Source organism: Cutibacterium nasicola (genome assembly GCF_052654715.2).
This window is the reverse complement of sequence record NZ_CP199745.2, coordinates 2,054,328-2,066,778: the sequence shown is the minus strand read 5'-3', so window position 1 is coordinate 2,066,778 and position 12,451 is coordinate 2,054,328. Positions and strand designations below refer to the sequence as shown.

At 64.7% G+C, this 12,451-nt stretch carries 12 protein-coding genes; 8 read left to right on the top strand and 4 right to left on the bottom strand.

The genetic code is table 11. The features are described 5' to 3' along the window. Window positions 1-21 precede the first annotated feature (21 nt). Window positions 22-1,488: a threonine/serine exporter family protein gene (locus ACUCCZ_RS09830; RefSeq protein WP_435917404.1), complete on the bottom strand. Its 1,467-nt coding sequence runs from the start codon at window positions 1,486-1,488 to the stop codon at window positions 22-24. Between the two features lie 458 nt (window positions 1,489-1,946). On the opposite strand from ACUCCZ_RS09830, the gene ACUCCZ_RS09825 reads away from it, so the two are divergent. The 3 genes from ACUCCZ_RS09825 to ileS all read left to right on the top strand — a co-directional run bounded on the left by ACUCCZ_RS09825 (window position 1,947) and on the right by ileS (window position 7,269). Beyond that, window positions 1,947-2,747, top strand: a complete 801-nt coding sequence (locus ACUCCZ_RS09825; RefSeq protein WP_435917343.1) for an HAD hydrolase family protein — start codon at window positions 1,947-1,949, stop codon at window positions 2,745-2,747. A 9-nt stretch (window positions 2,748-2,756) separates the two neighbouring features. After that, window positions 2,757-3,566: a Cof-type HAD-IIB family hydrolase gene (locus tag ACUCCZ_RS09820; protein ID WP_435917342.1), complete on the top strand. Its 810-nt coding sequence runs from the start codon at window positions 2,757-2,759 to the stop codon at window positions 3,564-3,566. 397 nt (window positions 3,567-3,963) lie between these two features. Continuing rightward, window positions 3,964-7,269, top strand: coding sequence for an isoleucine--tRNA ligase (gene ileS / locus ACUCCZ_RS09815; protein WP_435917341.1), 3,306 nt, complete (start codon window positions 3,964-3,966; stop codon window positions 7,267-7,269). An 81-nt stretch (window positions 7,270-7,350) separates the two neighbouring features. On the opposite strand, the gene ACUCCZ_RS09810 is transcribed toward ileS, so the two are convergent. Next, the gene (locus tag ACUCCZ_RS09810; protein WP_435917340.1) at window positions 7,351-8,373 is read right to left on the bottom strand and encodes a Gfo/Idh/MocA family protein; all 1,023 of its coding nucleotides are present in this window, start codon (window positions 8,371-8,373) and stop codon (window positions 7,351-7,353) included. Window positions 8,374-8,485: 112 nt separating this feature from the next. Here ACUCCZ_RS09810 and ACUCCZ_RS09805 point away from each other — a divergent pair, with 112 nt between their 5' ends. Genes ACUCCZ_RS09805 through ACUCCZ_RS09795 form a run of 3 tightly spaced genes read left to right on the top strand, consistent with a single transcriptional unit; the run spans window position 8,486 to window position 9,407 of the window. Beyond that, window positions 8,486-8,785 (top strand): WhiB family transcriptional regulator, encoded by a 300-nt coding sequence (locus tag ACUCCZ_RS09805; protein WP_435917339.1) that lies wholly within the window; start codon window positions 8,486-8,488, stop codon window positions 8,783-8,785. After that, the gene (locus tag ACUCCZ_RS09800) at window positions 8,782-8,946 is read left to right on the top strand and encodes a DUF4177 domain-containing protein (protein ID WP_435917338.1); all 165 of its coding nucleotides are present in this window, start codon (window positions 8,782-8,784) and stop codon (window positions 8,944-8,946) included. Before ACUCCZ_RS09805 ends, ACUCCZ_RS09800 begins: the two co-directional genes overlap by 4 nt. Before the next feature lie 5 nt (window positions 8,947-8,951). Next, window positions 8,952-9,407: a RidA family protein gene (locus ACUCCZ_RS09795; RefSeq protein WP_435917337.1), complete on the top strand. Its 456-nt coding sequence runs from the start codon at window positions 8,952-8,954 to the stop codon at window positions 9,405-9,407. Window positions 9,408-9,519: 112 nt separating this feature from the next. On the opposite strand, the gene ACUCCZ_RS09790 is transcribed toward ACUCCZ_RS09795, so the two are convergent. After that, window positions 9,520-10,251, bottom strand: coding sequence for a Crp/Fnr family transcriptional regulator (locus ACUCCZ_RS09790; RefSeq protein ID WP_435917336.1), 732 nt, complete (start codon window positions 10,249-10,251; stop codon window positions 9,520-9,522). A gap of 96 nt (window positions 10,252-10,347) precedes the next feature. On the opposite strand from ACUCCZ_RS09790, the gene nth reads away from it, so the two are divergent. Further along, window positions 10,348-11,073, top strand: a complete 726-nt coding sequence (nth, locus tag ACUCCZ_RS09785; RefSeq protein WP_435917335.1) for an endonuclease III — start codon at window positions 10,348-10,350, stop codon at window positions 11,071-11,073. 73 nt (window positions 11,074-11,146) lie between these two features. Beyond that, window positions 11,147-11,791, top strand: a complete 645-nt coding sequence (locus tag ACUCCZ_RS09780; protein WP_435917334.1) for an NUDIX hydrolase — start codon at window positions 11,147-11,149, stop codon at window positions 11,789-11,791. A 101-nt stretch (window positions 11,792-11,892) separates the two neighbouring features. Here ACUCCZ_RS09780 and ACUCCZ_RS09775 read toward each other — a convergent pair whose 3' ends face one another. Then, a complete protein-coding gene (locus ACUCCZ_RS09775; protein ID WP_435917333.1) occupies window positions 11,893-12,408 on the bottom strand; it encodes a phage holin family protein in 516 nt (171 codons plus the stop codon). Window positions 12,409-12,451 lie beyond the last annotated feature (43 nt).

Sequence of the window (12,451 nt, the reverse complement as noted above, 5' to 3'; positions counted from 1 at the left end):
GGACGGCGTCGGCCAGGCGCGCTACCTCGCCCAGGTTCCCGTCATGGACGGGTCGTTGTCGGGATTGTTGAGAGCCGGATGACGCGGATCAGCCGGGGGCTGGGACCGACGGCGACGCCGTTCGCGCGGAACGGCCTGGCCGGCACCCCAGGAAGCCAGGGTTGCCAGCCGGGAGCGCAGATCCTTCGGCAAGGTGAACGGGCGAGTGATGAGGGCTCCGAAGCTGCCGCCCACGGCCAGCGCCACTCCCACCAGTAGGGCCTCCAGAAAGAGGGCCCAGCCGTTGTCCGTGGTGACGCCGGTCTCGTTGCGGGCGTTGACGATCATGTACAGCGCTCGGTACATCATGACACCGGGCATCAGGGGGACGATGGCGATCGTCACCAGACCGAGTTGCGGCACCTTCCAACGTCGGGCCCCCAGGGCGGCGATGATGCCAGCAACCATGGCGCCGAGCCCCGAGGCTGCCGCTACCGACGTCGTCAGGTGCATCCCCAGCAGGTAGCCTGCCCAGGCGATCGCGCCAAGGGCAGCGCAAATGGCCAGAGTACGGTATCCGGCATGGGAGGAAATGCCGAAGGTCACAGCGATGACTGCGGCAGCGACCATCTGGAGGATCGGGTTGGTGGAGAATCCCAGGGAGGGTGAGATGTACCCGGGCACCCCGAGTCTCAGCCCGATCCACATCGCCGTAATGACGCCAAGAATGATGCCTCCGGTTTGAACAAACCCCTCCAGGAATCGGCCGGAACTTGTGACGACGTAGCCGTCGAGGGCGTCCTGGGAGGCCGCGACGAAGGAACCGCCTGCCAGCAACGAGACGATTCCAGCGGCGACGATGAGAGACGGAGACAGTGACAGCGGGTGATCGGCAGCTGCCATGTACACCATGACGACAAGGGCGAATGCGGTAGCGATAGCACCACCGGCTGCCTGGGCGAAGAAATTTGCGATCCTCTTGCGCGCCATCGCCTGGACGGTCGCGTCGACAAGGCACGTCGAGAAGAAGCTCAGCACACCGTCCAGCGCACTACCGCCAAACAGGGTGGACAGTCCCGCCCCCATGAGACCGATGTTCATCGTGACAAACCACTGACGGTACAGCCGTGGGCTGCGCGTAATGGCAGCCAGGCGGTCAGTGGCCTCCTCAAGGTCAACGGTCTTGTCGCAAATGTCGTCAACGAGTAGCTGTAGCTCGCCGAGGCGCTGGTAATCGCTGCTGCGGGAGCGGACCACCCGCAGCCCAGTGATGGGGTCCTCGTCGAGTCCGCGATGCTGGGTGACGATGACCGACGTGTTGGTGATGTCGATGTGGACGGTCACCCCGTAGGTTGCGGTGATGCGGAGGGCCATTGCGACGGCCTCAGAAGCGGATTCTCCCACCGAGATCGCCATGACTGCGATCCGGGTGACGAGGTCGACGACACGACGGGCCTGCATGGCCGCCATCTCGGCGTTGCCCAGATTGAGGGCCAGGGTGGGCTCCACCGGCGTCTTGGCCCGGAACAATTTCTCCAGCGGCACGTGTCGTGCCCGGTGTGCTTTGGGCGGCCTGGAATGGTGGGATTTCGCCTTGCTGTTTCGTGGAGTGACCGTACCAGCGCGGGTCAGCGGCCATGACGTCGACGCGTGGCGTAATGAGGCCATACGCGTCGCGTTGTCCTCCTCGACCGGGGGTTCGGGAGGGGTAGCGGGCTGCGCAGAAGGCTGGCCCGGGCGGAAGATCCGGGCGTCGATCCCGTCAGCAGTTCGCGGGATGGGATCGTCGTTGCGCCAGGGGCGCGGATGGTTTCGGGACGTGAGTCCACCACGAGCACCCGATCGCTTCTCCGCCATCTGACACCCTCCTCACGTCGCGCAGGATTGCCCTGCAACACCATTGTGGTCGCCCGCACCGACGGTACCCAAACGAGGACGGATTCTGGACTTCTCGGTAGGGTGGCGGCGTGCTCATTGCGACCGATCTCGACGGAACGTTCCTCAGCCTCGATGCCACGGTGTCCCCTCGAAACCGGGTCGCTGTAGAAGCCGCTGAGGCAGCGGGTATTCGCGTCGTTCCGGTGACGGGGCGTGCCATTGGCGGGCTGCGGATAATTGGGCCGGTCTTTCACCAGCATTCCTTGGTCTGTAACGGTGCCGTCGGGGTAGACATGTCCACTGGCGAGACACTCTTCACAGCGACGATGCCGGTCCACACCGTGAAGTCCTACGTCGACCAGGTGACCGCCGAGCTTCCAGGGACGGTGTTTTGTGCGGAAGTGGGGGACTCGTCGGTGTTTCTCGTTGAGAAGGGGTACGACGACATCGTCCCCGCCTTCGAGTCCGAGAATGATCCTGCCGAGCACGTCCGCGTCAGTCGCGAGGAACTATGTTCCACCGAGGCTGTCAAACTCATGGTCGTGCACCCGACAGTGCCTGCTCAAGACATCTACCAGGCATCCCAGCGTCTGCAGGTACCCGGAGTTCATGCTACCTGGTCCGGGTTCACAGTGGCTGAGGCCGGGCCGGCAGGTGTGACGAAGGCGAGCGGTCTCGAACGTATCTGCCACCTCCTCGGGGAGGATCGCGCAGACGTTGTCGCCTTGGGGGATGGCGCCAATGACGTGGAGATGTTGCAGTGGGCTGGGACCTCCTACGCGATGGGCGGTGCCCAGCCGGAGGCTATCGCTGCCGCTGACAGGCGCGCTCCCTCCTGTCAGGAGGACGGTTTCGCCGTTGTCGTCGAGGAGCTACTGGCATCTCGATAACCTCGCAGTGTGCTCATCGCAACAGACCTTGACGGAACCCTCCTGACCACCGACGGCACCATCAGCCCTCGTACTCGCGATGTCATTGATGCCGCGGAGAGAGCCGGAGTGCCGGTGGTGCCGGTCACGGCCCGGCAGATTTATGGCATTGAGAGATGGCAGGACGACCTGGGTCGCTGGGCACTGTGCTCTAACGGCGCCATCTGCTGGGACCTTCAGGCCCACACAGTGCTGTTTCGTCAGCTCATGTTAGCCACCGTGGCAAACGAGTTTGCTCATCGCCTCCTTGCTGTGGCTCCTGGCATCCGCTTCCTGACGATCAAGGATGACGGCCTGACCTTCGCATCTCAGCGCGGCTATGCCGAGCTGACGACCTTCGCCGATCATTCCCGTGATCCGTCCGAGATGCCTGCCCTGGATTTGGACGAGGTACTTGACGGAGACTGCCTCAAGATGGTTGCTCGCCACCCGGACCTGCCCATTGAGGAGATCCTTGCCCGCGCCGAGAGCGTCGGGATGACTGATGAGGTGCACGTCACGACCTCGGGGAAACCGATGCTGGAGATCAGTGCCAGAGGGGTTACCAAGGATTCCGGTTTGTCGATGCTGTGCGATCACCTAGGTATTGACCGAGGGGACACGGTGGCTTTTGGCGATGGAGCCAATGACGTCGAGATGCTCGCTTGGGCAGGGGACTCCTACGCTATGGCCAATGCGGTGCCGGTGGCGGTCGCAGCAGCTCGTCACCGGGCGCCGTCGAATGCTGAGGACGGGGTTGCGCAGGTCATCGAGAAGTTGCTCGCGGCGAGGGGGTTCTGAAGCGCACCGCCCTGGGTTGGTGCGGTGCTTGAGACACCAGGTCGGTGGGCGACCTGCTGCGTGTGGTGTTTCGGTGTGTGATGGGCCTTGGTGACACCTGCGGTGGCATCGGCGATGCGTTGCTACACAATTGCCACGGCGGCGCCCCTTGGGTCCGCCGCACTCGTCCTTTCGTGGAGTAGGATGCTTGCGACCGCAAGGCAGTGATGGGGCGATCACCCCGGAGTCGCCGGAAGAACGGGCGAGTGCATGTACCGCCTCAGTAGAACCAGCAGCGATCGACGAACCGAGAGGCCGACGTCGTTGACGTCGTGCAAGGAGGGTGGTACCGCGGGTACCCGGAGAATCCGGTGTGCTCGTCCCTCGGAGACCCGAGACGAAGGACCCACCCGCCGCGATGACCGATGTGAACTCAGTCCGCCCTGACACCTGCCGGCAGTACAACTGCGTGCCGCCGCAGATTGACCTTCCCGCGATGGACCACGAGATCATGGATCTGTGGGCCCGGGAACACACTTTCGAGAAGACCCTGGAAGCCACCAAGAACGGCCAGCCGTGGACCTTCTTCGAGGGCCCGCCGACCGCCAACGGTCAGCCTGGCACTCACCACGTCGAGGCCCGAGTCTTCAAGGACGTCTTCCCCCGTTTCAAGACCATGCAGGGATTCCGTGTCGACCGCAAGGCCGGTTGGGACTGCCACGGTTTGCCCGTCGAACTGGCCGTGGAGAAGGAGCTGGGATTCTCCGGCAAGCCCGACATCGAGAAGTACGGCGTTGAGCCCTTCAACGCCAAGTGCCGTGAGTCCGTCACCTGTCACGTTGACGCCTTCAGTGAGCTCACCGAGCGGATGGGTTACTGGGTCAACATGGACGAGGCGTACTGGACGATGAACCCGTCCTACGTCGAGTCGGTGTGGTGGGGCCTCAAACGGATCTGGGACAAGGGTCTGCTCGGCGAAGACCACCGCGTCGCCCCGTACTGCCCGCGTTGCGGTACCACCCTGTCCGACCACGAGCTGGCCCAGGGCTACCAGGACGACCGCGACCCGTCCATCTATGTGCGCTTCTCGGTGACCTCCGGTCCGCTGGCAGGCCGAGCCAAGCTGCTGGTGTGGACGACCACCCCGTGGACCCTCATCTCGAACACCGCCGTCGCGGTGCACCCCGAGGTGCGTTACGTTGTCGCCCACCAGGATCCGGTTCCGGAGGGTTCCGACGCCGTCGCCACCACGTCCGGGGATGACCCGGTCTCCGAAGACCTCGTCATCGCCGAGCCGCTCTTCGAGAAGGTGCTGGGTGAGGGCTGGAGCCTCACCGGTGAGTCCTTCATGGGCAGCGAGATGGAGTTCTGGACCTACGAGCGTCCGTACGACTTCCTGGAGTGGCCCAAGACCGAGCGCGTCACCACCGACGGTCGTCCCACCCCGGCTGACGCCAACTTCATCATCCTCGCCGACTACGTCACCACCGAGGACGGTACCGGTCTGGTGCATCAGGCTCCGGCCTTCGGCGCCGATGACCTGCTGACCTGCCGCAGCTACGGCCTGCCTCTGGTCAACCCAATCCGTCCCGACGGCACCTTCGAGGACTCCGTGCCGATGGTTGGTGGGCAGTTCTTCAAGACCGCCGACAAGGCACTGTGCGAAGACCTCGACAAACGCGGAATCCTCTTCCGCCTTGACATGCACTGGCACTCCTACCCGCACTGTTGGCGGTGCGACACCCACCTCATCTACTACGCCCAGCCGTCGTGGTACATCCGCACCACTCGCGTCAAGGAACAGCTGCTCGAGCAGAACGAGGGCACCACGTGGTACCCCGAGACCATCAAGCACGGCCGCTTCGGCGATTGGCTGGAGAACAACATCGACTGGGCCGTCAGTCGGTCGCGTTACTGGGGCACCCCGCTGCCGCTGTGGCGCAACGACGACGATCCTTTCGACATCATTTGCGTGGAGTCGCTCGCGGAGCTGTCCCAGTACGCCGGACGCGACCTCACCGGAATGGACCCGCACCGTCCGTTCATCGATGAAGTGACCATCACCCGTGACGGTCACACCTACCACCGCGTCCCCGAGGTGGCTGACGCCTGGCTGGACTCGGGCTCGATGCCCTTCGCCCAGTGGGGCTACCCACACGTGCCGGGTTCGAAGGAGAAGTTCGAGTCTCACTATCCGGGCGACTTCATCTGTGAGGCCATCGACCAGACCCGCGGCTGGTTCTACACCATGATGGCGGTCGGAACCCTCGTCTTCGACGAGACCTCGTACCGCAACGTGCTGTGCCTGGGTCACATCCTCGCTGAGGACGGCCGCAAGATGAGCAAGCACCTGGGCAACATCCTGCTGCCCATCCCACTCATGGACGCCCACGGTGCCGACGCGGTGCGCTGGTTCATGGTGGCCGACGGGTCCCCGTGGAGCGCTCGTCGTGTCGGTGACGACACCATCCAGGAAACGGTCCGCAAGGTGCTGCTGACCTATTGGAACACCGTCAGCTTCCAGGCCCTGTACGCCCGCGCCAACAGGTGGTCCCCCGACACAGGTCTGCAGCGCGATGCCGTCCCCGCGAGGGGGTCCGGGGGGGTTGTCCCCCCTGCTGTCGCACAGCGTCACGTGATGGATCGTTGGTTGGTCAGCGCCACCAACGTCCTCGTCCGTGAGGTTACCGAGGCATTGAACAACTTTGACACCCAGCGCACCGGAACCCTCATCGCTCAGTTCGTCGACGAGCTGTCCAACTGGTACGTGCGTCGTTCCCGTCGTCGCTTCTGGGATGGCGACCAGGCTGCCCTGTGGACTCTACACGCGACTCTCGAGACGCTCACCCGTCTGATGGCCCCAATGGTGCCGTTCATCACGGAGCGCGTCTGGCAGGACCTCTTCGTGACGACGAATCCGGAAGGCCCGAAGTCGGTGCACCTGTCGACCTGGCCGGTTGCCGACGAGTCCGTCATCGACGAGTCCCTCACCGAGTCGATGGACCTGGCCCGACGCATCGTCGAGCTGGGGCGTGGCGCTCGTGCTGAGGCCAAGGCCAAGATCCGTCAGCCGCTGTCGCGCGCCCTCATTTCGGGGGCCGCTCTGGCCAAGCTGAACGCGGACCTGCAGGCCGAGATCCGCTCCGAGCTCAACGTCATGGCTCTGGACTCCTTCACTGCGGCCGGCGACCTCGTTGACCACTCCGCGAAGGGCAACTTCCGCTCACTCGGCAAGAAGTACGCCAAGGCCACGCCGAAGGTTGCTGCCGCCATCGCCGCTGCCGATCCGGAATGGCTGGCCTCCGAGCTGGCCTCCAACGGGTCGGTCGAGTTGGAGGTGCCTGAGGTCGAGGGCGGGAAAGCGGTCGTGACCGATGACGACGTCATCATCTCCGAGCGTCCGCGCGAGGGCTGGAGTGTCCTCAACGAGCAGGGTGAGACGGTGGCTCTGGACCTGGAGGTCACCCCGGAGCTGGCCCGCGCCGGTCAGGCTCGCGAGGTCATCCGGTTCATCCAGGACAGCCGGAAGAAGGCCGGCCTGGACGTCTCCGACCGTATTTGCCTGTCCTGGCAGGCTGATGATGAGCTCGCGGGGGCCGTCGAGGAGCACCTCGACGAGATCTCCGGCGAGGTGCTGGCCACCTCCGTCAACCGCTGTGAGGCCGACGACCAGTGGTTCCGTGACGAGGAGCTCGGTCTGGCCGTGAAGGTCGAGAAAGCCTAATCGCACCCCTGATGGACCCATGACATCGGGCGGCCACCTTTCGACGGTGACCACCCGATGCGCGTTGTCGATGCGTGACCGTCAGGACGGCAGCTCGGTGTCGTCGTGATTCTCGACGCCGAGCTGGTCGAGGATGGCTGCCATCGTGCGAGCCACCGCCAGGGTGTCGTCCAGCGGCATCGTCCGGCTCTCGGTGCGCCCAGCCCGAAGGCACTCGCAGACCTCGATGAGCTCGTGGGCATAGCCGCGTCCCAGGGCAGGGGTGTTGTGGACCTCCGGGATGACCCCGCGACGATGGATGAGGATGCGACTGGGATGATGGAACCGCGGCTCCACCTCGATCCATCCGTCAGTGCCCTGGATCGTCATGCGTCCTGGACCGTCAGAGGTCAGAGAGATCGCCAGCGTGGCGAATTTGTTCTTCGGGAAGGTCAGCAGCATGGAGGCGTCAGAGTCGACGCCGTTGGGGAAGTGCTTGCCACGAGCGATGACCTCGGTGGGTTCGCCGAAGAGCCGGATAACGAAATCGAGGACGTAGACACCGAGGTCAAGGGTCACTCCGCCGCCCAGCGCAGGGGAGAAGAGACGGTCCTCCGGGTCGTAATCGCGCAGGGCAAACAAGTCCCCCTGAACACCCGTCGGCTCCCCGATCGCACCGCTGTTGACGGCATCGATCATCTCCGTGACGACGGGGAGGAATCGGGTCCAGATTCCCTCCATCGCAAAGACCCTGTGGGCCCGAGCAGTCTGCGCCATTTCGGTCGCGGCCTCGGCAGTGGCGGCGAAGGACTTCTCGACCAGGACGGCCTTGCCCGCCTCGATGGCCGCCAGGGCTATCGGGCGGTGCTGAGGATGCGGAGTTGCCACATAAACGACGTCGACAGCGGGGGTGGCGATCATGTCGGCATACGAATCGTGAGCGTCGGGACGTGGTGTGCCGAGCTTCTGGGAGACGAGATCGGCGAAGGCATTGGCACGCGCGGGCGACCTCGACGCGACTGCGCAAATGCGTGCCCCAGGCACGTGTGCGAAGTCGTCGAGAACCGTGCGGGCGATGCGTCCGGTGCCTGCGATTCCCCATCCAGTGGTGGGCGTGGTGTCCATGACACAACTTTAGACTCCAGTGTGGGCACCACCACGAGTTGACCCGCTGTGCGGTCGATTCGGAGGTGCCGTGCCTTGTCAAGAGGCATCCTTACCGCGTACCGTGAGGTTCGTGGGAAGCAACGAAGCTGACGATTGGACACTCCGGGCGAATTGTCGCGGAATGGCAGATGCCCTCTTCCCGGACGGGAAGGAGCAGCGCCGCGCCCGGCGGATCTGTACTGGCTGCCGCGTGCGTCCGGAGTGCCTTGCCGAAGCCCTGGACAACCGACTTGAGTGGGGGGTCTGGGGAGGAATGACCGAGCGCGAGAGGCGACGCCTGCTGCGCGAGCGTCCGGACGTGACGAGCTGGCGTGACGTGTTGCTGGCCGATCAGGGCTCTCAACCGAAAACCGCCAAGGTGACGTCATGACCCGGTGGGAGTACTTCACGGCACCAATTCTGGTGCACGCCTCGCAGCAGATCCTCAACAACTTCGGAGCCGACGGCTGGGAACTCGTCCAGATCGTTGCAGGCCCCAACCCGGAATCACTGGTGGGCTACTTCAAGCGCCCGCTGCCTGAGCAGGAGTAGTCCCGATGAGTGCCACGACGAAGTGCGCTGAACTGGGAATCACCCTCCCGCCGGTCGCGGCTCCGGTGGCCGACTACGTGCCGGCCATCCAGACCGGGTCACAGATCCTGACCTCTGGCCAGCTGCCTCTCGTCAACGGCGGGCTGACCGCTGTCGGCAAGGTGGGCGACACCGTCTCTGCGGAGCAGGCCACCGAGGCCGCTCGTACTGCGGTCCTCAACGCGATCGCGGCTGCCTCTGAGGTCGCCGGTGGACTTGATGCCATCAAGCGTGTCGTCCGGGTTGTCGTCTTCGTCAACTCCGCCCCGGACTTCACCGGCCAGGCCGGGGTCGCCAATGGCGCCTCTCAAGTGCTCGGACAGATCTTCGGCGACCAAGGCCGTCACGCCCGCAGCGCCGTCGGTGTGGCCACCCTGCCACTCGGATCGCCCGTCGAGGTTGAGCTGACTGTCGAGGCCTGATCACTCACAGATCAATGAGCATCCGGGGCCAGGTTTTGTACTTGGACCCGGACGTTTTCGCTGTTCTGGGAATGTCTGCGTCCCCGGAGGGGCAGACATTCAACTGGGCCTGTCACTGTGCGCGTGCCGCCAGCTTCTCGGGCTCCATGATCGTGACGACCTTGGGACGTACGGCGATCCAGCCGCGCGCGGTGAAGTCGGTGAGAGCCTTGTTGACGGTCTCGCGAGAGGAACCAACGGCTTGGGCGAGCTCGTGCTGGGTGAGGTCATGACGGACGACGATGTGGCCCGTCGACGGGTTCTCGTTGCCGAACCGGTGTGCCAGGTCGAGCAAGGTGTAGGCCAGACGGCTGGGAACGTCACCGGAGACGAAGTGGGCGGTGTTGTCGTCAGCCCGACGCAGTCGTTCCGACAACCGACCCAGCATGGCTAGGGCAACATCGTGGCGGGTCTCGACGAGTTCGCGCATCTGCAAGCCGGGTGCCTTGAGCAAGCTGCAGCGGGTGAGGGCGGTGGCCGTCGTGGAGCGCATGCCACCGTCGACCAGTGACAGCTCCCCGAACATGTCGCTGGGGCCCATGAGCCACAGCAGCGAGTCTCGAGGGGTGAGGTCTTCGGCAGTGGTGGAGCGGGTGAGCTTCACCTTGCCCTCGACGACGAGGTAGAGGTTGTCGGCTGGATCGCCGGCCTCGAAGATCACCGTGTTTCGCGGACAGACCAAGGCCTCGCACATCGCCATGAGTCGGGCGGCAGAGGCGGGGCCGAGAGCTGCGAAGAACGGTTGGGTCGCCGCTGCTGCCACCACATTTGTCATTCGAACGTCTCCCCTCACGAGCATCTGCATCGTCCGACCATCGGCGGCCGGATCACCGCATACATGTCCCTGTATTGTGGCAGGTGTCACATTTTGCGATGGCACTGGGGGCCATTTCCCCCTTCTATGCTTGGAATCATGGCAGCCACATCTACCACCTCAGTGCGTCGGGATCAGTGCAGGAGGCACGCTGACGAGGTGGCCGAGTTGTTGGTCGAGGCCTACCCCGATGCGTGCTGCGAGTTGCACCACGACAGCCCCTACCAGCTCCTTGTCGCCACCGTGCTGTCGGCTCAGACGACTGACCGACGGGTCAACACCGTCACCCCCACCCTGTTCTCTCGCTGGCCCGATCCGCAGACCCTCGCGAGCGCTGATGTCGGCGAGGTCGAGGCGGTCGTGGCACCCTTGGGATTTGGGCCGACCCGCGCGGTGCGGCTGGTGTCAATGGCAGCACAACTGGTCAACGAGTTCGGTGCCGACGTCCCCGAAGACCTCGACTCCTTGGTGATCCTGCCGGGCGTGGGCCGCAAGACCGCCAATGTCGTCCTCGGCAATGCCTTCGGAGTTCCCGGGATCACCCCCGACACCCACGTCATGAGGGTGGCGCGACGACTCGGGTGGACTGACGCGACGACTCCGGCGAAGGTGGAAAGCGATCTTGCCGATCTCTTCGACCCGGGCGACTGGGTGATGCTGTGCCACCGCCTCATATGGCACGGTCGTCGTTGCTGCCATTCGCGACGACCAGCATGTGGGGTCTGTCCAGTGGCCGAACGATGCCCCTCCTATGGGGAAGGTCCAACCGACCCCGAGGAGGCCGCCGCCCTCGTCAGGGAGCCGCGACGATGAGGAGGACGGCAATTCTCGGCGCGGTCATGACTGGTTGCGGTGGAGACGCCGACATGGTCATCGGGAGGACGTCATGAGCCATCTGAGTACCCTCATTGCCAGCCTGGGTCGCGACGACCCCAGTTTCTCGGTAGGCCGTCGTCCCGGTGGTGGACGGTCCTCAGCAGTACTCGCCCTCGTCAGTGAGACCGACAATGACATCATCCTGACACGGCGCCCACTGTCCCTGCGCCACCACGCCGGTCAGGTGGCCCTCCCGGGCGGATGCGCGGAGGAGGGCGACGACACCATCGTCGACACGGCCTTGCGTGAGGCCCGTGAGGAAGTCGGGCTGGACCGAGGTCTCGTCACCGTCAGGGGAGTGCTCCCGGCGGCCCACGTCGCTGCCAGCCAGTCCGACGTCACCACCGTCGTGGCGACCTGGTGTGGGGAAGGGGATGTCGGCGTCGTCGATCCTGCCGAGGTTGCCTTGGTGCAACGCGTCAGACTGGCAGACCTGGCCAATCCGGCCGCTCGCGCCACGACCTGTCACCCGTCGGGGTATCGCGGGCCCGCTTTCGTGCTTCCCGACCTCTTCATCTGGGGATTCACCGCGCACGTCCTTGACACCCTCCTCGACCGCGGTGGCTGGTCGCGTCCGTGGGACCGTGAACGAGTGGTGGAGATTCCGGAGAGCTATCTGGGGGCTCGGCGTCTGCCGGAGGGCACCACCCCCTGACGACATCGCCTGATCCGCGAGGTCAGAGCACGAGATCAAGGTACACAAAACGACGCTGGCCCTCTCACATTGCCGTGGGAGGACCAGCGTCACACCTGAGTTCAGTGGCGGGTAGCCGTGGCGCCGCTGGCGCGGCGAGGAGCGGCTTCAGACGAGGATGTCTCGACGGCGTCGATGCTGTTGCGGGCAGTGGCGTTGTACTTGCCACGGGCGAGGGCCGACTTGACGGCCTCGAGGGTGGACCTGGCCTCGTCGACGACGCCGGTTGGAGCCTTGACCCGGGAGATCTGACCCTTGCCGATCAGGGCGAGGATGCCGGCCAGGATGAACATGACGACGGCCATCGTCGCGAAACCGACGACTAGGGACAGCAGGATGCTCCAGTCACCGATGTGCTGCCACATGAGGGAGAAGGCGAAGGCGCCGCACAGCCAGAGCAGCAGTGCGCCGATGATGCCGAAGTAACCAGCACCGCCGAACATGCCGGCACCAATCCCGGCGTGCTTGGCGGCGGGCTTGATCTCCGCCGTCACCAAGGACTTGGAGTCCTGGACGAACTTCTGGCCGTCCGTCTTGAGGTTGTCGATCGTGTCGCCAACCGGGAGCTTGTGTGCCATGGGATGCCTCCGCGTCATGAATGTGGTGATCTCAGCCTAACGG